Source organism: Sphingobacterium sp. B29 (genome assembly GCF_001952815.1).
Taxonomy (GTDB): Bacteria; Bacteroidota; Bacteroidia; order Sphingobacteriales; family Sphingobacteriaceae; genus Sphingobacterium; species Sphingobacterium siyangense.
Genome location: NZ_CP019158.1, coordinates 937,762 through 961,393, shown reverse-complemented (window position 1 = coordinate 961,393; position 23,632 = coordinate 937,762). Strand labels below are relative to the sequence as shown.

At 40.0% G+C, this 23,632-nt stretch carries 22 protein-coding genes; 2 read left to right on the top strand and 20 right to left on the bottom strand.

Going from position 1 to position 23,632, the window contains the following annotated elements; all coding sequences use genetic code 11:
• Positions 1-64 precede the first annotated feature (64 nt).
• From rpsN to rplC, 14 genes are all read right to left on the bottom strand, one after another.
• A complete protein-coding gene (gene rpsN / locus BV902_RS04025; RefSeq protein WP_028071569.1) occupies positions 65-334 on the bottom strand; it encodes a 30S ribosomal protein S14 in 270 nt (89 codons plus the stop codon).
• Positions 327-896: a 50S ribosomal protein L5 gene (gene rplE, locus BV902_RS04020; RefSeq protein WP_046674875.1), complete on the bottom strand. Its 570-nt coding sequence runs from the start codon at positions 894-896 to the stop codon at positions 327-329. Before rplE ends, rpsN begins: the two co-directional genes overlap by 8 nt.
• Positions 896-1,240: a 50S ribosomal protein L24 gene (rplX, locus tag BV902_RS04015; protein WP_070570406.1), complete on the bottom strand. Its 345-nt coding sequence runs from the start codon at positions 1,238-1,240 to the stop codon at positions 896-898. Before rplX ends, rplE begins: the two co-directional genes overlap by 1 nt.
• A 2-nt stretch (positions 1,241-1,242) precedes the next feature.
• Positions 1,243-1,611, bottom strand: a complete 369-nt coding sequence (rplN, locus tag BV902_RS04010; RefSeq protein ID WP_046674873.1) for a 50S ribosomal protein L14 — start codon at positions 1,609-1,611, stop codon at positions 1,243-1,245.
• Between the two features lies 1 nt (position 1,612).
• The gene (gene rpsQ / locus BV902_RS04005) at positions 1,613-1,867 is read right to left on the bottom strand and encodes a 30S ribosomal protein S17 (protein WP_046674872.1); all 255 of its coding nucleotides are present in this window, start codon (positions 1,865-1,867) and stop codon (positions 1,613-1,615) included.
• Positions 1,868-1,881: 14 nt separating this feature from the next.
• A complete protein-coding gene (rpmC, locus tag BV902_RS04000; protein WP_046674871.1) occupies positions 1,882-2,100 on the bottom strand; it encodes a 50S ribosomal protein L29 in 219 nt (72 codons plus the stop codon).
• A gap of 92 nt (positions 2,101-2,192) precedes the next feature.
• A complete protein-coding gene (gene rplP, locus BV902_RS03995) occupies positions 2,193-2,615 on the bottom strand; it encodes a 50S ribosomal protein L16 (RefSeq protein ID WP_046674870.1) in 423 nt (140 codons plus the stop codon).
• Between the two features lie 59 nt (positions 2,616-2,674).
• Positions 2,675-3,466, bottom strand: coding sequence for a 30S ribosomal protein S3 (gene rpsC, locus BV902_RS03990; RefSeq protein WP_075990875.1), 792 nt, complete (start codon positions 3,464-3,466; stop codon positions 2,675-2,677).
• An 11-nt stretch (positions 3,467-3,477) separates the two neighbouring features.
• Complete coding sequence (gene rplV / locus BV902_RS03985; protein ID WP_070570408.1) at positions 3,478-3,912, bottom strand: 50S ribosomal protein L22; 435 nt, start codon at positions 3,910-3,912, stop codon at positions 3,478-3,480.
• Between the two features lie 6 nt (positions 3,913-3,918).
• Positions 3,919-4,185, bottom strand: a complete 267-nt coding sequence (gene rpsS, locus BV902_RS03980; RefSeq protein WP_002997495.1) for a 30S ribosomal protein S19 — start codon at positions 4,183-4,185, stop codon at positions 3,919-3,921.
• The gene (gene rplB / locus BV902_RS03975) at positions 4,185-5,012 is read right to left on the bottom strand and encodes a 50S ribosomal protein L2 (protein ID WP_046674867.1); all 828 of its coding nucleotides are present in this window, start codon (positions 5,010-5,012) and stop codon (positions 4,185-4,187) included. The genes rpsS and rplB overlap by 1 nt, the downstream gene beginning before the upstream one ends.
• 6 nt (positions 5,013-5,018) lie before the next feature.
• Positions 5,019-5,309, bottom strand: a complete 291-nt coding sequence (gene rplW, locus BV902_RS03970) for a 50S ribosomal protein L23 (RefSeq protein WP_075990874.1) — start codon at positions 5,307-5,309, stop codon at positions 5,019-5,021.
• Position 5,310: 1 nt separating this feature from the next.
• Positions 5,311-5,940, bottom strand: coding sequence for a 50S ribosomal protein L4 (gene rplD, locus BV902_RS03965; RefSeq protein WP_075990873.1), 630 nt, complete (start codon positions 5,938-5,940; stop codon positions 5,311-5,313).
• Between the two features lie 5 nt (positions 5,941-5,945).
• On the bottom strand, positions 5,946-6,563 hold the full coding sequence (rplC, locus tag BV902_RS03960; protein WP_046674864.1) for a 50S ribosomal protein L3: 618 nt from the start codon (positions 6,561-6,563) through the stop codon (positions 5,946-5,948).
• 339 nt (positions 6,564-6,902) lie between these two features.
• Between rplC and BV902_RS03955 the strand changes: the two genes are divergently transcribed.
• Positions 6,903-7,373 carry a DinB family protein gene (locus tag BV902_RS03955; RefSeq protein ID WP_075990872.1) on the top strand — a complete coding sequence of 157 codons (471 nt, stop codon included), beginning with the start codon at positions 6,903-6,905 and terminating at the stop codon, positions 7,371-7,373.
• A gap of 338 nt (positions 7,374-7,711) precedes the next feature.
• Here BV902_RS03955 and BV902_RS03950 read toward each other — a convergent pair whose 3' ends face one another.
• From BV902_RS03950 to BV902_RS03925, 6 genes are all read right to left on the bottom strand, one after another.
• Positions 7,712-8,665, bottom strand: coding sequence for a helix-turn-helix transcriptional regulator (locus BV902_RS03950; RefSeq protein WP_075990871.1), 954 nt, complete (start codon positions 8,663-8,665; stop codon positions 7,712-7,714).
• 617 nt (positions 8,666-9,282) lie between these two features.
• Complete coding sequence (locus BV902_RS03945; RefSeq protein WP_075990870.1) at positions 9,283-11,310, bottom strand: CBM96 family carbohydrate-binding protein; 2,028 nt, start codon at positions 11,308-11,310, stop codon at positions 9,283-9,285.
• Positions 11,311-11,706: 396 nt separating this feature from the next.
• Positions 11,707-12,981: a glycoside hydrolase family 88 protein gene (locus tag BV902_RS03940; protein ID WP_083663470.1), complete on the bottom strand. Its 1,275-nt coding sequence runs from the start codon at positions 12,979-12,981 to the stop codon at positions 11,707-11,709.
• Between the two features lie 42 nt (positions 12,982-13,023).
• Positions 13,024-14,292, bottom strand: coding sequence for a DUF2264 domain-containing protein (locus BV902_RS03935; protein WP_075994617.1), 1,269 nt, complete (start codon positions 14,290-14,292; stop codon positions 13,024-13,026).
• Between the two features lie 167 nt (positions 14,293-14,459).
• The gene (locus BV902_RS03930; RefSeq protein WP_075990868.1) at positions 14,460-16,220 is read right to left on the bottom strand and encodes a RagB/SusD family nutrient uptake outer membrane protein; all 1,761 of its coding nucleotides are present in this window, start codon (positions 16,218-16,220) and stop codon (positions 14,460-14,462) included.
• Positions 16,221-16,233: 13 nt separating this feature from the next.
• Complete coding sequence (locus BV902_RS03925; RefSeq protein WP_075990867.1) at positions 16,234-19,515, bottom strand: SusC/RagA family TonB-linked outer membrane protein; 3,282 nt, start codon at positions 19,513-19,515, stop codon at positions 16,234-16,236.
• A gap of 136 nt (positions 19,516-19,651) precedes the next feature.
• Here BV902_RS03925 and BV902_RS03920 point away from each other — a divergent pair, with 136 nt between their 5' ends.
• A complete protein-coding gene (locus tag BV902_RS03920; protein ID WP_075990866.1) occupies positions 19,652-23,527 on the top strand; it encodes a hybrid sensor histidine kinase/response regulator transcription factor in 3,876 nt (1,291 codons plus the stop codon).
• Positions 23,528-23,632: the final 105 nt, after the last annotated feature.

The window sequence follows — 23,632 nt, the reverse complement described above, 5'->3', positions numbered from 1 at the left end:
AATGCAAAAACCCCGGCAATCCTAAATTGAATTGCCCGGGCAAAATTAAGTATTTTTTTTTTAATTACCAAGAAGCTTTTTTCACCCCTGGGATTTTGCCATCTAAAGCCATCTCACGGAAAGTTACACGAGAGATACCGAATTGACGCATATATCCTTTAGGACGGCCAGTCAATTTACAACGATTGTGTAAACGTACTGGAGAAGCATTTTTAGGTAATTTATCTAATGCAACGTAATCGCCAGCAGCTTTTAATTCTGCACGTTTTGCCGCATATTTAGCTACCAATTTAGCGCGTTTTACTTCGCGTGCTTTTAATCCTTCTTTAGCCATTGTTATTAGTATTTTGATTTTTAAATGGTAAACCGAATTGTTTCAACAATTCTAAAGCCTCAACATCATTTTGAGCAGAAGTCACGAAAGTGATATCCATACCTTGGATCTTGTTGATTTTATCAATGTTGATCTCAGGGAAAATGATTTGCTCAGTGATACCTAAGTTATAGTTACCACGTCCGTCGAAACCTTTATCGTTGATACCGCGGAAGTCACGAATACGTGGAAGCGATACTGCTACCAAACGATCCAAGAATTCAAACATATTGTTGTCACGTAAAGTAACACGTGCCCCTACAGGCATACCTTTACGTAATTTAAAGTTTGAAATATCTTTTTTCGATTTTGTAGCAACGGCTTGTTGACCTGTGATTAAAGTCAACTCAGCGATAGCGTTATCGATTAATTTTTTGTCAGCTGTTGCAGCTCCTACGCCTTGTGAAACAACGATTTTCTCAAGTTTAGGAACCTGCATAATACTTTTATACTGAAATTTTTCTTGAAGTGCTTTACGGATTTCTTCCGCATATTTCACTTTTAATCTTGGTACGTAAGTCATTATTTAATTTCCTCCCCTGATTTTTTAGCGTAACGAACTAATTTACCATCTGCATTTAACTTACGACCTACACGTGTAGTTGCACCTGTTTTAGGATCGATAACAGCTAAATTAGAGATGTGAATACCAGCTTCTTTCTCAATGATACCACCATTAGGATTAGCTGCACTTGGTTTAGTGTGTTTTTTTACGATGTTAGCGCCCTCAACGATAGCTCTATTTTTATCCACTAAAACAGTTAATACTTTTCCTTGAACACCTTTAGAGTTACCAGCGATAACTTTCACTAAATCACCTTTTTTAATTTTGATTTTGTGCGTAGTTGTTTTTGTTTTCTGTGCCATAATTATAAAACCTCCGGTGCTAATGATACAATTTTCATGAACTGTTTCTCACGCAACTCTCTAGCAACAGGGCCAAAGATACGTGTACCACGTGGTTCATCATTATTATTTAATAATACAGCGGCGTTGTCATCGAAACGGATATATGAACCATCTTTACGACGGATTTCCTTTTTCGTTCTAACGACTACTGCTTTAGAAACGGAACCTTTTTTCACGTTTCCTGAAGGCATAGCGCTTTTCACCGATACAACAATCTTATCTCCGATTGATGCATAACGCTTGCGCGTACCGCCCAATACACGGATTACTAAAACTTGTTTAGCACCGCTATTGTCAGCTACATTAAGTCTTGATTCTTGTTGTACCATGTTATTTAGCTCTTTCTATAATTTCTACTAATCTCCAGTTTTTTGTTTTACTCAGCGGACGAGTTTCCATGATTAATACCGTATCGCCGATACCGCAGGTATTAGTTTCGTCATGAGCTTTAAATTTAGTAGTTTTTTTAACGAACTTACCATAGATCGGGTGTTTCACTTTACGTTCCACTGATACCACGATAGATTTGTCCATCTTGTTGCTAACTACTAAGCCGATTCTTGTTTTTCTTAAATTTCTTTCCATTTCGACTTTAAATTTTACGCCTCAGAGGCTGTTTCATTTTTAGCTGCAGCTTTGCGTGCACTGATCTCTGTACTGATACGAGCGATAGTTTTGCGTGCTGCTTTGATCACGTTAGGGTTCTCAATAGCTGAAACAGCATGTGCAAATTTCAATTTTGTAAGGGCTGTTTTCTCTTCTACAAGACGAGCTTTTAAGTCCTCATTAGATAATTCTAAAATTTCTGAATTTTTCATGTTTTTTCAGTTGTTATTTGGGTTATCATCGCTTTATATATAGCGTTAGGGGTAACGGCCCTAACGCTTAAATGATGACATTACCAAGATTTTTATGCTTCAACGTAGTCTCTACGAATCACAAACTTAGTTTGAACCGGAAGTTTTTGCGCTGCAAGGCGTAAAGCTTCTTTGGCAATTTCCAAAGGCACACCTTCTGCTTCAAATAACATACGGCCTGGGCGTACTACTGCTACCCAGTATTCTGGAGCACCCTTACCTTTACCCATACGTACCTCTGCAGGTTTTTTCGTAACAGGTTTGTCAGGGAAAATACGAATCCAAACTTGACCTTCACGTTTCATATAACGTGTAACCGCAATACGAGCTGCCTCGATTTGACGACTAGTGATCCATGCTTGCTCCATTGTTTTGATACCGAAAGAACCGAAAGCTAACTCCGCTCCACGAGAAGCGTTACCTTTCATGCGGCCTTTCTGCATCTTTCTGAACTTCGTTCTTTTTGGCTGTAACATGTTCGTATACTTTTTAAATCTGCTTTTTCAGCAGGTTTTTGTTGTAATCTAAATAACTATTAATCTTTTTTCGGACCACGGTTGTTTCCACCACGGTTTCCACCACGGTTGTTTCCACCGCGACCACCTTTGTTGTTACGGTTGTCACGACGCTCGCCACCACCTTCGTGGTTGCCACGTGATTTTACACCAGATGCTTGACCAATGTTTGGAGATAAGTCACGTTTACCGTAAACCTCACCTTTACAGATCCAAACTTTGATACCGATTTTACCGTATGTAGTCAATGCTTCAGCTAAAGCGTAGTCGATATCAGCACGCAATGTGTGTAAAGGAGTTCTTCCTTCTTTGTATTGTTCAGTACGCGCCATTTCAGCACCACCTAAACGACCAGAACACATGATTTTGATACCTTCTGCACCCATACGCATGGTAGAAGCGATTGAAGTTTTCATTGCACGACGGAATGAAATACGTGCCTCTAATTGTTTAGCGACACCTTCAGCTACTAACTTAGCATCTAACTCAGGGCGTTTGATCTCGAAAATGTTGATTTGAACATCCTTTTTAGTCAGTTTTTTCAACTCTTCTTTGATCTTGTCAACTTCTTGACCACCTTTACCGATAACGATACCTGGACGAGCAGTGTGAATTGTAACAGTGATACGTTTTAAAGTTCTTTCGATAACAACTTTAGCTACACCACCTTTTGCAATACGAACAGAAAGATATTTTCTGATTTTTTCGTCTTCAACTAATTTATCGGAATAGTTTTTACCTCCGAACCAGTTAGAATCCCAACCTTTGATGATTCCTAATCTGCTACCTATTGGATTTGCTTTTTGTCCCATTTCTCAATAAATTAGTTTTGTTCAACGTTTAATTTGCTATCAACTACCAACGTAACGTGATTTGAACGTTTACGAACTCTGTATCCGCGACCTTGAGGAGCTGGACGCAATCTTTTCAATTGACGACCGCCACCTACTGATACTTCTTTTACAATTAGTTCGCTTTCTTCCACTGATTTACCTTCGTTTTTGGCTTCCCAGTTTTTGATTGCAGATAATAATAATTTTTCTACACGAGCAGCAGCTTCTTTACTTGAGTGTTTCAAAATGTATAATGCATTTTCAACACGTTGACCGCGAATTAAGTCTACCACTAAACGCATCTTACGAGGCGAAGTAGGGCAGTTCAATAATTTGGCATCCGAAGCTCCTCCTTTTTGAGCTTTCTCTTGCTCTTTGCGTTGTCTAATTAAGACAGACTTTTTAAGTTTTTTTGTTGCTTCCATTACCTATTATTTTTTCTTTTCTGCGTGGCCTCTGAATGTACGCGTAGGCGCGAATTCACCAAGCTTGTGACCTACCATATTCTCTGTTACATAAACAGGGATAAATTTATTCCCGTTGTGCACTGCGAAGGTATGGCCAACAAAATCAGGTGAAATCATTGATCTACGAGACCATGTTTTGATAACTGACTTTTTGTTAGTTTCATTCATAGAAAGAACTTTTCTTTCTAAGTTGTGATCGATATAAGGACCTTTTTTAATTGAACGAGCCATTATTTTTTCCTTCTCTCAATGATGTAACGATTCGATGTTTTCTTCTTGTAACGTGTTTTGAAGCCTTTAGCTAATACACCTGTACGTGAGCGTGGGTGACCTCCTGAAGTACGGCCTTCACCACCACCCATAGGGTGATCTACTGGGTTCATCGCAACACCACGAACTCTTGGACGACGACCTAACCAACGTTTGCGACCTGCTTTACCTAACACTTGGTTAGATCTTTCATGGTTCGATACTGAACCAATTGTAGCAACACAAGTCAATAAGATCATACGTGTTTCGCTCGAAGGCAATTTGATGATGGCATATTTACCATCACGAGCAGACAATTGAGCATAAGTACCAGCCGAACGAGCAATTGAACCACCTTGACCAGGATTTAATTCAATGTTGTGGATGATAGAACCCAATGGAATGTTTGCTAATGGTAATGTATTACCAACTTCTGGGGCAACTTTATCACCTGCGATTACAGTTTGACCAACTACTAAACCAGCTGGAGCAAGGATGTAACGTTTTTCACCATCAGCGTAATGCAACAAGGCAATACGAGCAGTACGGTTTGGATCGTACTCGATAGTAGCTACTTTTGCAGGGATATCTTTTTTATCGCGTTTGAAATCAATTAATCGGTATACTTTTTTATGTCCCCCACCGAGATAACGCATAGTCATTTTACCGGAGTTATTACGACCGCCTGATTTCTTGTTGATTTTTACTACTAACGATTTTTCAGGAACGTTTGTAGTAACATCAGAGTAGTCAGCGCCTACTCTAAAACGAGTACCAGGGGTTACCGGTTTGAATCTTTTAACTGCCATTTTTTATTATATAGTACTGTAAAAGTCAATAGTTTCGCCGTCTTTAATAGTAATGACAGCCTTTTTATACTTAGGAGCTCTACCAGATACGAAACCTGCTTTTGTGTAACGGCTTTTTGCTTTACCAGCTACTACTGCAGTGTTTACAGCAAGAACTGTAACACCAAACATAGCCTCAACAGCTGCTTTAATCTGGATTTTGTTTGCTCTGTGATCTACTTTGAAAGCGTAACGGTTTAATTTCTCCGTTAACATAGAAGCTTTCTCAGTCAAGATAGGTTTTTTGATAATTTCCATATTACTTAGCTAATGCTTCCTCCAAAGATTTAACAGAATCTGTAGTCAACAATAATTTTGTTGCGTTCAATACATCATATGTATTTAAATCAGATGCAACAATAACTTTTGCTTTTTTCAAGTTTCTGCTTGATTTATAAACAATTTCATCGTAAGCTGGCAATACCAACAATGTTTTCTCATCAGCTACATTCAACGCATTGATTAAAGCAACATAGTTTTTAGTTTTGATAGCATCGAATTTTACTTCATCCAATACCACAATGTTATTATCTTTTGCTTTGTAAGACAATGCTGATTTACGTGCTACTTGTTTCAATTTTTTGTTCAATTTGAACGAGTAGTCACGAGGTTGAGGACCGAATACACGACCACCACCATTAAACAATGGAGATTTGATAGAACCCGCACGAGCACCACCAGTACCTTTTTGTTTGTGTAATTTACGAGTAGAACCCGCGATTTCGTTACGTTGTTTAGATTTGTGAGTTCCTTGGCGTTGGTTCGCTAAGTATTGTTTCACATCCAAATAGATCGCATGATCGTTAGGCTCTAACCCAAATACCGACTCAGGAAGTTGCACCTTGGCACCTGTTTCTTTACCTGATAAATTTAAAACTTTAACTTCCATCTCTACTATTTGTCTACGATTACATAAGAACCTTTAGCTCCTGGAATGGAACCACTAACAACGATAAGGTTTTGCTCAGCGTAAACTTTCAACACCTGTAAGTTTTGAACTTTAACTCTGTCACCACCTGTACGACCAGCCATGCGCATACCTTTGAATACGCGTGAAGGCCATGATGAAGCACCTAATGAACCTGGAGCACGTAATCTGTTGTGCTGACCGTGAGTCGCACCACCTACACCACCAAATCCATGACGTTTCATTACACCTTGGAAACCTTTACCTTTTGAAGTACCGACTACATCTACGTACTCACCTTCTTCAAAAAGAGTAACGTCAACTACGTCACCAAGTTGTTTTGCATCTGGGAAAGTTTTAAACTCTACCAACTTACGCTTAGGCGTTGTGTTTGCTTTCGCAAAGTGCCCTTTCAAAGGAGCTGTCGTGTTTTTCTCCTTAGCTTCGTCGAAACCAAGTTGAATTGCCGAGTAGCCATCCTTTTCTTCCGTACGTATCTGCGTAACCACGCACGGCCCGGCCTGAATCACTGTACAAGGAATATTTTTCCCATCAGCGTTAAACAGGCTCGTCATTCCTACTTTTTTTCCAATAATACCTGACATGTTGTAAATTAATTAATTAAAAGTCCTTCGAAGCAGTAGGGCTTCGCTCAAGACATACTATTCCCATTAAGGGACTGCAAAGTTACAAACATTTTTATAACTGTCAAATAATTAGTGAATTATTTTTTTTATTTTCTAGATCTTTTCTTTATCCGCGTCAAATTTCCGAATAATACCTATCCAGCTCTCCGCTCCGATTAAATCACCTCCAGAAAAATAAAATTACTTGCATTTATTTCTGCTGCCATACAGTTGTCACAGATCACCCTAATTTTGAACTATCGTACAACGCAGAAGGCGATGTATTGCTTACTATAAAAACTTTAAAATACGAGAATCATGAAAACAGAAATCATTTCCAAAAACGAGCTACTTCAGCATTGGTTAGGCCACAGAAACCTGACAAGACAGACTATTGAAAAATTTCCAGAAGAAGGATTGTTCAATTACAAAGTAGAAGGCATGCGCACTTTTGCAGATATGATTAAGGAGCTATTAGGTATTGCTGCGCCAGGTCTCCAAGAAATTGTCACCAACAAGAGCGGCGAACTCAATGAGAATCTCAGTTATTCGACCAAAGCACAATTGCTTCAGGCCTGGGATGAAGCTACTCCTCAGATCAGTGAATTGTTCAATCAAATTCCAGAAGAACGCTTTGCCGAAGAATTCAACCTATTCGGCCAGTACAAATCGCCAGTCATTCACAGCATCCTTTATTTTATCGATAATGAAATCCACCACCGTGGCCAAGGATTTGTTTATCTAAGATTACTTGGTATAGAACCTCCATTTTTTTGGGAAAGAGGGTAGTTAGTCACCTCCTCAAAAACTCATACTCGCACCGATTATCCATTGCGCCGATCTTGAGTCCGTGTTATTCCCACTATTTGAGCATCCTTCGATTTCTATTCGCCCCTCTTTCTGGTCTGATTCGTGCCCTATCGCACATAAATGCGGGGTGAGAAAGAAGTACAACCGTGGTGACTCCGAGTTTAACTCGGAGTCACCACGGACTCATGTCAGACTCACCACGGATACAAGCTGACTCTGACACGAAGCAGGCTCGAACAGATACCGAAGGCATATCGAATCTCTGCATCCGCAGTTGCTCAAAAAACTACTGTAAATTAGGTTATGGATAGTATCTTTTAGATTTGTTCCAAAGCCGATGAAAGCAGACGCTTTACGACCTCTTTTAACGATTCGGGTTCAATAATTGTTCCTTTATCAGCAAACATCAGATACCAGCGCGCAAAGCCGTTCTCCATATTAATGCATTCGAAATGCATCTCTACATAATTATCGGTGACAGTTTCCTTTTGGAAACCAAAATAGTGACGATCCCATTCCATATAGCGGGCCATATCCTTATCTACTTGCACAACGACTTTTGTCGTGGGAACGTCATGACGTTTATTCAGAAAGAAAGATAACTCGGGATGCTCTTTTCCAAAATCTTCGGCAAGTATTCTAATATTGTTTATTCTGTCCAAACGGAATTGCCTGTAATCTTGTCGTAATCTACAAAAAGCGAGGACATACCAAAACTTGCTCTCCACAAAAATACCCACAGCTTCGATTTCACGCCTTTCTGGAGTTTTATCCGAAGGTTTGGAATAATAGATTTCCACACATTTTTTAGCAGCGATGCTTTCGATCAGTATATTGGTGCCATGGGTTAGCTTCTCATTGAATTGATGACGCCCACCGCGCACCAGAAAGTTATCCCCAACTAAGGCTACCTGTTCTTTTTCGTTACCCCGTAATATGGCTTTCATTTTTAGCAATGCTGTTGTAAAATGATGCGCAAGATTCCGATCTGTATACTTTTCCACCAGTTTCTCCGCTGCCACAAAACTCAATGCCTCCTCTCGGGTAAATTGCAGAGGTGGCATTTTATATCCCTCCACCAAAGAATAACCGCTTCCCGCTTCACCGTAAATCGGAATCCCTGCTTGCATCAGGGATCTGATATCACGATAAATCGTACGCGGACTTACTTCATAGCGTTCTGCCAAAGCAGCAGCAGTGACCACAGGTTTAGCCTGTAGATGCATATAAATAGCAAGTATGCGGTCGAATCTCTTTTGAATATCGGTCATTGGGATAAAAGTACGAAAAGACCAAATGATTTAGTAATGAATTTTAGTCACAAAAAAGGTATCATTTTAAATTATGAACACGACAGATACATTGCATAAACGTATTTAATTCTGCTCGCCTATCTTTATCGGACATGTATCAAATATAAAACCTACCTGTAACTTGCTTCTTCAGGAGTAAATAATTAACAAGTTAACATCAGATTCCGAATTAAAAAAGGAGTAACACTATTTTTATTAGGGGTTAGCAGGGGTTTAACAGGGATAATACCCCTGTTAAACCCCTGCTAATATAAAAATTGATGTAAACTTGTTATACCAATGTGCAATAAATGAGAGACGCTGTATTTGACAGAGAACAGCATAAAGAAACTTGGTTCTAATAGAGCGGATTAAATCTAATAAAACAAAAAAGTGAAGTATGTAATATACTTCACTTTTCCACATCGTGTTAATAACTTTGTTGAAAACTCAAAAAAATAGCTCTTATTGCTTGATTACCTTTTCTCCAAGGGGCAACCGGTCATATCGCACCAATGTTTCTACATAGAAGAAATGGACATAGGTCAAGCACACACTATAATTACAAAAAACACCTTTTCATTTAGATAAATTGACTAAAGATATTCAATCAACAGCGAAGATGTCTTATCGTTAAAGTTTAAGATTGACAAATCAATGGTATGTCCAGTTAATAGCACAGAATCTCCTGTAAAATCTCCATTTTCATAGAGTGTAACCTTAAAACCTTTTGGAATACTAATACTGCTCAGTTGGTCGTTCGTAACACCCAGTCCTTGCAAATCAGTAAGACTGTAACTTCCAATGCCAAGCTGTTTATACCAGCCACGGAAAGGAGTATCACCATACAATGTCACATTGGTCATAGGCGAAGTACTTAAAGATGGCCCATAAGAGTTAATATAGTAACGCAAATCAGTATATCTGTTGAAACTAGGATTTAACTTTTTCAGGAAACCGAACATCTCGCCCTTCATAATGGATGCCATCTGGACAAAAGCATAGCTGGATCCTGCCGCATTAAACGATTTATTATAATCAGCTCTAGTTTTGTCAGGAGCCCATTCGGTGTTGACAAATTCAAGATGAATATTATTGTCAGGATCCAAGACATAAGGGGCCATAAAAGAGACCGCATCCCTGATAGATCCACCCAAGACTGGCGTATCATTGGGATTAATTCTTAAATTAACCCATTTTGTAGCACGGTGATTTACCAAACTATCAAGCATATGCCGGCCTCGTTTGATATAAAAAGTGCGACCAATCTGTCCGATAAACTCTAGATCATACACATGATAGGCAAAGGCATCCCTGCCAAGAAAATCTATGCTAGCCCCATCCGCACGATAATTTTTATTATGATGAGTACTAAAATCTGACGTCGCTTGGTTGATAAGCGCTCCATCATTCAGTATATAAGCGATATCAATCATCAACAGATTACGGATAGTTTCCCAATTATTGGTTCTGACCGATTGAGTTTTGTAAAAGTTATATCTTGTCCGTAACCAATTGTCGATCGTCATCCTGCTGTTAGCATCAATTTTTGCACGAATAAGTGAATATCCTGTAAGAAATGGAAGATATATACTTTCATCGGGAGTTTGGCTTGTTGCTGCGTTAACGGCTGCCCAAGAAAGAAGAAATTCCTTCGCCTTATCAACATATTGCCCTGCATTTGCCTGCTCCTGAAACAAAAAATATTGTAGCGCCAACGAATACACCTTAGCTGCATCAGTCTGCACTTTATTCTTGCCATCGGGATCTGAAATTTTTGCAACCGGAACAGGAACTGTATTCAATGCATCATTTGCTTTAACAGTAACTTGATTGTTTATTAGCGTTTGGGCGGCGGATAATGTTGCTAGATCAAGCTGAATGGAGTCAAAGGTTACTTTATCCATGACTAGGTTGCTATAAAAGTTTGGCCCCGATGCTGTATAATCAATTTTCAATTTTGGTCGAAGTCCCACATCCTGTGCTTCTTTAGACTGAAAGTCGGAATAAAATGAAGTAGAACCGGAGGTTTTTCGCTGTGCGACAATCTTAATAGACAATTTTCTGTCCGAATCCAAAGCTTCTTGAATCACTGAGGAGGGAATATCGAGATAGACAATTCCATTTGTAACTTTTAGTTTTCCATTGACTTCTCCAAGCTTTGTCCCTGTCGCTGGCGCATTATTCCAATTGATCGTTTTCTCACCCCAATCTTTTTCAAGCGTTGTGTAGTACAGCCACTTGGCATTTGCTGTATCCGCAGCACTGGAAACCCCACCAGCCAATTCAACACGTGCTGACTGTACACTAGCAACATTGCTGGGCAATGCGGTCAGATCAAAACGCAGATAGATATCCCTTCGATAACCTGGAGCATCATCTTTGGCAATCAGCCAACTATTATCACCATAATTGGTACTGGCGTTAGTCCCATCCTGAACATACGCATCTGCGACGGGCAAAAGGCTGACCTCATTTGCGGAATCAAAAGTAGCTGCTTTTTTTTGCAGCTGAGCAATAGAGCTTTCGGGCTTCAGCATATCCTTATGACAGGCCATCATTGCCGAAAGTGTGCTCATCAGTGCGACTGCAATGAATCTGAGTTTACTGTTTGTTGTTCTCATTCTTTGTTAGATTTATGATATTGGTAGTTTATAATTGGAACAATATGCCTCTAATACATCCGGGAGATGTAGATCATATTGTTTATCTATTGCTACTAATGGAACAGCCCTGAACAAGAGATCCTCCCAATGAAAATTTCTCTTGGCTATTTACCTCTTTTTAGCTCGCTCTGAAATGGATAGTTCTTTCCACGGCTACGTCCTTTAAAAACGATAAGAACTGAACCATCTTTCCATATCAAAGGAGCAGGATTTGATATATGTTTATGGTTCATGATCTATTGTGACCTAATAAAAAATTCGCTCTAAAAATTGTAGTATTCAATAGAATTATTATCATGTCTTTGAAACAATAAATCAAACATTGTTTCAAAGACTAGGCACTTATGATAGTTTCTATGGCTTGATGACCTTTTCTCCGCGAAGCAACCGATCATACCGAACCAATGCCTCTACATAATAGTAATCAGCATAGGTTAAAGGAACATCAACCTCTGTTTTATGTGGAATCGAACCAACACTATGTTTTAAAATATAGCCACCGGCTTCTTTATAATCTGCTTTGTAGGGTTTAGATGATAAAGACCGCAACATCTGCTCAGCCTTTGAGATATACAGCTGGCTTTCACCACCTGTTGTGTATTGCGCCAGTTCCAGCAAAGCCGAAGCGGTCACCGAAGCGGTCGACACATCACGAAGATCTTTCTGGCTATAATATTTACTATCCGGAGTAAGCTTGTTCTGGTCCATATCCCAATAAGGTATCAGATCTTTTGGAAGATTGGGATGATTCAGATAAAACTGTGCAATATGTCGAGCTTGCTCCAAATATTTCTTGTCGCCGGTCTCGCGGTACATCATCGTATAACCATACAGTCCCCAAGACTGTCCCCTAGCCCATGCAGACTCATCAAACGCACCTTGAGCAGTCTTTCTCGAAATAATGCTTCCATCCTTTGGATTGTAATCCACGACATGGTAGGAACTGTAATCTTTTCGGTAGTGATTGACCATCGTTGTATTGGCATGTTGCACCGCAATATCACGATAACGCTTATCACCTGTCATTTTGGAAACTTCCGTCAGAAACTCCAGGTTCATCATGTTGTCAATAATCACTGGGTAAGTCCAAGGCTGGCCATCCCAGTTTTTGCCCCCATCCCATGAACGGATAGTTTTGGGTGCTTCGTGGAAACGGGTCGCCAATGAGGCTGCTCCGGTACTTAAAATTTCCTTATAAGCAGCCGAATCTCCCGTCAAGCGTAATGCATTACCAAAGCTGCAGTACAACATAAAACCCAAATCATGTGTCCCCTTGTTGTTCTTTTCCTTCTCGAGTTCCTTCAGCTTACTTTTTGCTTCCGTTAATAGCTTCTCATCTTTGGTATATTCATAGAGATAGAGCACTGTACCGGGATAAAACCCCGAACACCACCAGCTTGAACCCCAATTCACATATTTACCATCTTTATAGGTTGTAGGCATATCCGATTCACCGATCGATGCTGCGAGGTAAGCGATTTGTTTGTGTGCATCTTCTAAATTGGTACGGACAAATTCTTTGTCAAGCCCCAATTTCACTGTCCCTAAGTTTCGCTGACTGGAACAGGAAATTCCCTGCATTCCTAATCCGATCATTAAAGCCCCCGTAATATAGTGTTGTATCTTCATTTTATCCAGTCCTTAATCTTTTGCTTTTTTATTCTTTTTTGTTTAATAACTTACATAATAGTCTTTGGGAAATTGCTCAGCATTCCAGCATTTTTGGGAAGTCCAGGGTTGTGGAGCACAGGTCCAGAACTCATCGTCTGCCGGTAACCCCAATGGCAAGAATGACAGGGAGGCCACATACATCGAACCTGCGTTTGTATAGTAATCTGCGAGATTGGATTGTTTGTCACCTACCACTCCCATACGCAGCCATCCTGAGGGTGCAAATGTCTTATCAATATAAATATGTCGAAGTATCGTGGTCAATGCAGCCCTAACCTGTCCCTTTGAGATATCTTCGGGTAGCTTATTTTCTAAGGCAACAGTCGCTAGAGGCTGGAATGCGGCATTTTTATAAGTTGAGGAGCGTCCAACAACGACATAATGACCTTCCGGAGAGATCATGCGTTCCAGGTGATGCGCATAACGCTGCATTCGTTTATAGGCTCTATCATACATTTCCTTGTATTTTCCTCCCGCTGAAATGTTATGACGCAGTGACTCCACCTGCATACAATGGATCACATAACCATTGTAGTGGTCAAAACTAAAATGGGCACCATCACTATACCAGCCATCCCCCACATACCATTCCTGATCAAATTTATTGACCGCATAATCGATCTTTTCCCGTGCACATTCCTCTCCTATGCTGTAAAGAAATGTTTCTGTCATTGCCGCAAAAAGCAGCCAATTACTTTCATTGGGCTTGATCTTCCGTAGCAGTTTAAACTCTTCGACGACTCTTTGCTTAGTGGCCTGGTCCAAAGGCTGCCATAAAGCTTTTGGGGCCCTCAGAAAAGCCAGTGCAAGATGCGCTGCATCCACAAGGGTCTGAGATGAAGGTCCTCGCCAAGTAAAATAATCCGGAGATTTTGGATCTACACCATATTGTATACCCAATAATGCTTGGTCACGTAATTTTTTACGCAATTGACCTTCTTCAGTTGCGTCATCCGGTAAGGCCAACCAAGGAGCCATACCTGCCAACAAACGACCGAAAGCTTCCAGGTATCCGACTCCAGGATCCCTACTATCGAAAGTAGGACTCACTTCCATCGGCATATTTTTACGCCATTGTTGCTTACTGATATTGCTTAATATTGGAGCAGCCATCTTATGTAAAATAGATACCCAATAGGCACGATCGTTCTCGCTGTAATTATTTCTTTCCGACGCGGCAACATTGGCATTCGCTTCACCAGCAAAAGATGTCGCCAGTGCGCCCATTCCGGCACCGCCCAATAGTTTTAATAAGAGTCTTCTTTTCATTGACATTGGTTTATAACGAACACAATCGAAGTGTTACACAAAACATTAAAAATCTTTATTTTAACTAAAAAAAACAAACAAAAAGAAATCAATCGCTCGAGCAAACGATTGCATGAGCGATTGATAACAACTTCTTTACAGGAGACAGAAAAATCTTCTCCTATTTCTTAATCGTCCCAGCCACTATTTTGTGTCAAGGCTGTGTTTCGTTCCCGTTCCACTTGTGGAATTGGCCATGTATAGAGCTGATCACCTCTCCAGTCATACGGAGAAACGACTCCTCCCCATGCTTGTTTAATACCATTTCCTGTATAAAAAGAAGTCTCTTTCAATGTTTTCCAACGCAACTCGTCAAAATAAATAACACCTTCACACATCAACTCACGACGGCGTTCTTCACGAATTTCTTTTCGGAGATCCTGCTCACCAATTCCTAAGGGTAATTCTCCAACTCCTGCACGCTTTCTGACCTCATTTACCTTTAATACTGCCTCGCTAGGCTTTGTTGACTCATTCAATGCCTCCGCCCATAGCAAAAGGATATCTGCATAACGCATGACGATATAATCATATGCTCCAGCTTCTCTATTTGGTATACCTGGATTAGCACCTTCGTAAACAAACTTACGTGGGTAGTAGTAAAAATTAGGGACGATATCCGTTCTCAAATCAAATACGCCACCAAACTCCTGTCTATATGGCCATCTTGACGTAAAGGTTTGATCTGTTGCACCATTGGCTCCCACAAATGTAGAGTAAGGTAAAATCACATTACTTGCTAGTCTAGGATCACGATCTTCATAGGCTTTCTTCAGGCGTTCTTCATTACCGGTAGGCAAATACAAAGACATATCAAGCTTGTTTGTAGTCCGTTTGTCAATATTAGATATTTCAGTAGCGGTCAAATTATTCCGCAAGAAAAACACCTCCCTTTGGCCCGGTGACATCTGATTATAGCCTGGCAAGTAATCGTCCCAATTAAACTTAGATCCATCTTTGCGTTGATAGCGGTCTGCAGCATCAGGGTGTACTAAATAAGTATTCCAATTGGACCCAAATGCTGAACGTGATCCGAATCTAAATTGGTAATCGGAGCCATATCCTGCCAAAGCCATATTTTGGATGCTAAATATAATTTCGGGACTTTGTTCATTATCTCCTTTAAATAGAGATGCATAATCGCTAAATAAACTGTGTCCCAGGCTTTTGACTTGTTCGAAATCAGCGATTGCTTTTGCCCATTCTTGCGTATACATATAAACCTTACCACGGAGCGCATAAGCGGCAGATTTTGTCACCCGGCCAAAGTTTGCATTTCCTTTATCATAGCGATTTGGTAACTGAGCTTCGTTGATACAATCCGTGAGATCTTTAATGATAAAGCTCCAAACTTCCTGTTCAGTATTCCTTGGTTTATCAACTTTGTCCCATTCGATTGGATCGGTATAAATAGGCACTCCTTTATACAACTGATTCAATCGATAATAGTAATAGGCGCGTAAGAATTTTACTTCTGCAGTTAATTTAGCCTTTTTCTCTGCTCCCACTGGTGACACATTGGCTATCCCATAGATCGCATTATTGCTCCGATGAACACCTTCATATAAATTTTGCCAAGTGGATGAAAAAATCCCGGATGAACTTGTGGCAGTTGCATTCATCAAGGTTGAATTATCCCGGCCTTGGAGAGTAACATAGGAATCATATACATAAAGCATCTGACCGAGGCGCAAACCTTGATATACACCATTTACACCTTGGTCCGTAAGGTTTTCAGTTAGCCACATATTATTGGTCAATACCTGTGTTTTAGGTACTGTATCCAATAAATCCTTCTGACAAGCAGAAAACAATGTTGCTGAACCGAGAGTCACGCTAAGCAATATTTTTTTACTCCACAAATTATATTTTTTTATATTATTTTTCATAATCTTTCTCTTTTTAGAATCCAATATTCAAACCAAAAGCAAACTGTTTCATTGTTGGATATTCTGCTCCTGCACCAACTTCTGGATCTAACCCCGGAAAATCAGTAAACATCAATAGGTTCTCTCCAGAGAAAAATACCCTTAAACTACGTACTTTAACTTTTTCAGTTAGTTTCTTATCAAACGTATAACCTATTTGCAAATTTCTAAGCTTTAAAAAATTTGCATTATACAACCAATAATCGCTTGCCTGATTATTGATATTTTCTGCAGAAGTTCCGTATTTCAATCTAGGGAAATATCCATTTTGATTGGTACGTGGATCATTTGGTGCCGCCGGGTTATAGAAATAATGGTCATCTGCAATACGAGTGGTTACCTGGTTACCAAGGATCAACACATTGTTATTATAACCAGCATCTGTCCAATAATACTGTCCTCCAGCCTCTCCTGCCCAAATCATAGACATATCAAGACCTTTATAAGAGAATCCGAGATTAAATCCATAGATATATTTAGGACTTGTCGACGTTCCGGTAAAGTACTGGTCGGCATTATTTCCATAAATACCATCTCCGTTCAGATCGGCATAGATCAAGTCTCCATAATACATCCGTGCATTCGAACCATAGCTATCCGCAATGGCTTGGGATGAGGTTACAAAAGAATAACCAGCAGCTTTCATCGCTTTTGCCCACTCGTAATCCTGATCCGTACGGATCATCCCTGTAGTAGGTCCACCGTTAACATTGACGGATCCGTCGGAATTAAAATAACTACCATTTCCTCTATATACTTGACGTAAATAGAATTCATCCAACTGGTATCCCTCAAGTCTTCGGTTTACACCACCTGTAGATACATCACCTAAATTAGTCTGCCATACCATTTTTCCCGTTCCGTCATCAACCATACCTTGAACCAGCTTACCCTCGTATTCCGTAACTTTATTTTTATTATACGAGAAATTACCACCAATGTTATAACTGAAATCCCCGATCTTATCCCGCCAGTTCAGGTTAAGCTCAATTCCTTTATTACGCATAGCGGCCTGGTTATAAAAGGGAGCACTAGCAGTACCCGCAGTAATTGGCATCTGCGCTGTACGAATAATATTTGAAGTTTTACGATCGTATAAACTTAGTTCCACGGATGCGCGTCGGTTTAATGTTGCAAATTCCAATCCAAGCTCCTTATTTTCGGAATCTTCCCATTGCAACAAGTTATTGCCAAAACGTGACAATCTAAGACCATTAGCCTGCGCGCCGTTGAAAGAATAACCTACCTGGCCATACACACCATGCCATCCATATACGTTCAGATCGTCTCCGCCATCATTCCCTAATTTACCCCACGATCCACGAATTTTAATATCTTGCAAATAAGGATCTACCGCCTTCATAAATGATTCCTTAGACAATATATATCCTAACGAAACAGAAGGGAAAGTACCATATTTCTTGCCAAGACCAAATTTTGATGAACCATCTCGGCGTAAACTAAATTCGGCTAAATATTTCCCATCATAATCGTAGCTAAAGCGACCGAAAAAAGAACGCATGGAGTTATCAGATTCTGCGCCGGAGATGCTATTCATCTCGGTTCCTGTACCGATATTAGTAATGGTAGCATCTATCAATCCTTTTGTAGAAGCACTAAATCCAGAATCGTTGTAATAAAATTCATTATGACCAACTAATGCACCAATCGTATGTTTACCAATCGTCGTGTTATAACGCAATACGTTATCAAAAGATTTTCTGTAAATTTTATTATAGGACTGTCCAGTCGTCGAGGTCGCAAGGTTAACAGGAGTCGACGTAATCGTCATGGTTGAAAAGTCATACCGTGGTGACGGATCAGACCAGGTTTTCACTTCATCAAATCGGCTCTGGTAATTAAATTTCGTTTCAAACGTCAAACCCTTCCAAAGTTTAACATTTGCAAATAAGGTTGCGTTGAGCCGTGTACGTTCATTACTTCCTTTATTATCGTAAAGGTAGGTCAATAAATTGTTCAGCTGAGATGATTCTCCGGAGCTGAGCACAGCGCTTCCAAACTTACTGTCATACATTGGGTAAATACCTGGTGTAGTTTGCCGCAAAAAATTATACAGATTGGCATCTGAAGCCATAGAACGTTCTTCTTTAACAACAAATGTCTGTGTACCCACGGTCAGGAAGTTGGTAACATCTGTCTCCAGATTCACCCGCCCTTCATAGCGTTTCATCCCTGTATTGTGCATAATGCCAGGGTTATCCTGTATTCTTCCAGATAGATTGTAGCGGATATTTTCACTCCCCCCCAAAACACTGACATTATGACTTTTTAACCAGGCATTCTCATAAATCCAATCGCCCCAGTTTGTATTGGGATATGCGACATAATTTGGTATGCCCTGAGCAGTCAAACCATTTGGATCAGCATTTGCCGCCGTCCAGGTATCAATAGCACTTTGCGTATATGGGCCTTTCTCGCCGATATTTTCTGCGGCCTCTTGAAACAAGCTCATATGTCTCAAATAATCGCTTACAAATTCAGGCTTTGCGCTTGGCGTTGTTCTCGAAAACAAACCTGAATATTTTATTTGCGGCGCTTGTCCGCCTTTTCCTTTCTTCGTTGTAATGACAATAACTCCATTCGCAGCCCGCGCACCATAGATAGCTGCCGAAGACGCGTCTTTTAATACTGATATTGTTTCAATATCTTCCGGATTTACTGCATCCATTACCCCCTGAATACCGTCAATAATGACAAGAGCATCATTATTGTTCATGGTACCTGTACCGCGTACGCGAATGGTTGCTCCATCACTACCAGGCTTACCATTACCGACTTTGACTTGGACACCGGCTGCAAGCCCCGAAAGTGCCGAAGATACGTTCGTTACCGCTCTACTTTCAAGCTTCTTGCCATCAATCGTCGCAACCGACCCTAACAATTTCGCCTTCTTCTGTTGTCCGTACCCCACGACTACAACTTCATCAATGGCAGCACTTGCACCGTCCATAGTTACATTGACGACATTGCGACCATTGACAACAACCTCTTGATTTTGATAACCGATATAGGAAACTAAGATGGTTGCATTGGAGCCAACTGACAATGAATAGGTACCGTTTGCATTTGTAGAAGTAGAAACACTTCCACCCTTTTCTCGAATCGTTACACCCGATAAAGGTGCTCCTTGACTGTCTGTAATCCGCCCCGTAATTGAAATTTTCTGTTGTGCCATACTCGCACCCACAGTAAACATCATCATAGCAGACAGTCCAACTTTGTAAAACTTTGCCATACTTTAGGAAATTAGTTTTATAATAAAAATTGGTTGTTTAATAGGCCAAAGATGGGTTTATGAGCAAATTAAGAGGGGTAAAATTCATAAATATTTGGGGGTAAAATCTTAAATTTGACACAAATACCCCATAACCATGAGCATACTACCTATTTTATCGCGACAATTTCTGCTGTTGATATCCATCATTTCCCTTTGTCATGCACAGAATTTAAAATTTGAGACACTAAGCCAGGAGAACGTATTGGATAAACAGGCGGTATTAACAATTGCTCAAGATAAACAAGGTAAACTTTGGTTCGGCGGCGGAGCCAACCTTTTTGTATACGACTCCCAGAATATCACTAATATTCTCGTACAGGATACCGTATTTAAAAAGGTAGATTACATTAACAAGATTGCCATCAACGCAAATAATGACCTTTTCATTGCTACAGCAACGCAGTTATTTATTTTCGATATCGACAAACGCAAAGCGGTATTTAAACAAGGAAAACCTTTTCAAGAAAAAATTACTGTCGCCGACATACAGCTCCTTTCAGACAAAATATTTCTGTGCACCGACAAAGGTCTCTATCAGGCTATCCCCACAGCAGGTACCTACAATCTCAAAAAACTCATTAACCAATCCCGAGTACAATCGATTATTCAGACAGGACCAGAAACCTATATCATGGCGAGCATGAATGGCATAACGTCTTTTTCTTTGAAAAATAATCAAATTTCTACGAACCAGAATCTTATAGCATCTCCCCTGCCGTTAAAAGAGCAGATTTTCAGCACAATGTATCTTCATAAAAACATCCTGTGGGTTGGTACAAAATTGCATGGAATATTCCAATACAACTTCGTTGATAAAAAATGGAATAACCTAACAGAAACAAATAGCAATCTGCTCAGCAATAACATCCGGAAAATTGTCCCAACTAAACAAGGAGAACTACTGATTGGAACACTAAAAGGACTCTCCATCTTTAACGGGACACCACATTTCTTAAACTATAAACATAATACCTCCGTCAAAAACTCATTGAGTCAAAACTCTATCTATGATATCTTTATTGATCGACAACAGATCACCTGGATAGGAACTTATTTTGGAGGAATCAATGCCATCTACCCCGATCTGATCCCCATACAGCATTATTCAACACGTTCGCGTCCAGGTCTCAGCCTCAATAGCGATATCACCGGCAGTTTCGCAGAGTCAGAAAATGCGTTTTGGATTGGAACAGAAGAAGAAGGAATCAACAAAATTGACAAAAGAACAGAAACCACCTCTCCTTTGTCTAAATTAACCCAGTCAAACCTGATCAAGGATCTATACGTTAGAGATAACAAAATTTATGCAGCACAGTACGGCGGCGGTTATTCCATTATCGATGCACAATCTGGAAACACACAACACTTTTACCTGGAAAAAGATCTCCTAAACCTCAAAAACAATATTTATAGCATTTACGTCGATCCCGTACATCGCATTTACCTCGGAACCAATAAAGGGCTTTACATCGTAGATCCTGGAAAACCTGCAGCATATAACGCTGCATTAAAAACAGGTACAATTGATGATATCCAAGCGGACAATAGACAGCAGACTTATTTTCTCAGAGGAGGTGCACTTTTTCGCAAAAAACCGAATGAATCAAACATAAAACCAATAAAACAGCTGGATACATTGACGCTAGGTGGATTTTATGTTCATCCGAACGGGGACATCTGGCTGACATCCAAAGAGTATTTATATCATTTTGACCAGCGCGATCACTTAACCAAGGTATCTCGCTTTCCAAACAACTCATTAGGCTGGCCCATCTTTGTGAACAATCAGGTATGGCTTACCAGTAAAAATGGACTAATATGCTATAATCCCAAAACAAAAGATAGTTACCTCCTGAATCAATATGACGGCCTACCGGTCAAAAATCTACTTGGAGCCAAAGTCTTTGCCAGCAAAACAGGAACATTATTCGTCACAACACTCAATGGTGTAGTTGCCCTGGATACCCGAAAAATAATCTTCAATCAGACTATACCCGAGGTACTCTTCCGAAATATCTTTCTCGAAGAGACACCATTGAACTACGGACGGATTCAGAAAACGACAGATCCCAATAGCTATCAGCTCAAACTCCGACATGATGAAAACTTTGTTACGATTAATTTCTCAGGTTCTAATTTCATCAAACCACTAAAAAATAGATACCGATACAAGCTCGATGGTTTTGACAAGGATTGGGTTGAAACAAGTACTCCATCAATACGATATACCAACATTCCGGTCGGAATGCATACTTTGACCATATTCGCCAGTAACAACGATGGCATTTGGAGCAGTATCCCCCTACGGATCAATATCGATATTAAACCTCCCTTTTGGAGAACCTGGTGGGCTTATCTGTTGTATGCCGGCTTGTTTATCTTGGGTGTACATTTTGTCATCAAGTTTGTTGTCGAACGTGAGATGTTGATCAATTCAGAACGGGAACAGGAAAAGAAAATAAAATTCTTTACACAGATATCGCACGAAATTCGCACACCGTTGACTTTGATTACCGCTCCATTAGACGAAATTATTTCCGAAACGGCCAATCTTACCGCTACCCAAAACAAAGTAAAACGGATAAAAAAGAATGCCAGTAAACTCCTTGGTGTTATCAACGAGCTGCTGGACTTTAAAAAATTCGATGACAAACACTTTGTACTGAAGAAAACCGACATCTCTTTTAGAGAATACATAGAAGATACGTTCTACTTACTGAATGACCTTGCCAAAACAAAACATCTCAACTATTATATACGTCAGTTGGATGCAGTAGGATTACAATCCATTGATACCCTGCAGTTTGACAAAGTGATGTTTAATCTACTATCCAATGCCATCAAATATACACCCGAATATGGTACCGTTTACCTTGAGCTGATCGAAAGCGATGACTCATTTTCCATAAACATAGTTGATAGTGGCATTGGTATTGCCACAGACAATCAGTTCAAAATATTTGAAGAATACTATCGTGAAGAACAAGCTAATGATGCAATCGGCACAGGCATTGGATTGGCACTTACCAAACAAATTGTGCAGCAACACAAGGGAGAGATTCGTTGTTTTTCGAAGGAGGATGAAAAAGGAAAATGGACGGTATTTACGGTAACCTTACTGAAACAAGCTGGCGAGAAAGTAGAGCCGCAAGCAATAGGCCTCCTTGCAAAGGAAACAGAGGACGTTAGCATACTGGTACCAAGCACGCTTGATACTTCCTTGCAACAAACTATTTTAATTGTAGAAGACAACAAAGAATTATTAGCAACGGTAGTCAGTCTGTTTCAGGACACCTACACAATCATTACGGCTGATCATGGCGAAGAAGCTCTTTCCAAAGCATTGGAATATATCCCTGACCTGATTATTTCAGACTTGATGATGCCTTATATGGATGGAGCCCAACTGTGTCAGGCCGTTAAAACAAATATGGTGACAAGCCATATTCCGTTCATTTTGTTGACAGCCGTAACAGACAGCCATTCACAAACCTTAGCCCTGGAGCAGGGTGCAAATATCTATTTAACAAAGCCCTTCGACAATAAACAACTATTTCTCTCCGCTCAGAATCTCATGGCTATCAGCCACAAAAAGAGTAAAGAATTTCAGGTCAAAACAGCTTCATTCGACAATGAACTTGATGCGCAATTCATCTCATCCCTAAATGAGTTGATCGAAGAAAATATCCAGTCAGATGGCTTTGATGTTAATTTTATATCACGTAAAATGGGAATGAGCGCTCCAATTCTCTATCGTAAACTGAAGGCAATATCCAATTTATCGCTCAATAATTATGTTAAAACGTATAGGCTAAACAAAGCGAAAGAACTACTGAATTCTGACATGAACATCAGTGAGATCGCCTATGCTGTGGGGTTTTCGGACAGGAAGTACTTTAGTAAGGAATTTAAAAAACAGTTTGGATACAATCCGTCGGAACAAACCGCTACGACCAACCAGAATAGCTAAACCCTGTTATATCGAACCGTGGTCCCCGTAATGCTCAATAAACGCTGTAATTCCCAATAAAAAGACAGAGGTGGCTATGCCACCTCTGTCTTTTAGCTTTAACTA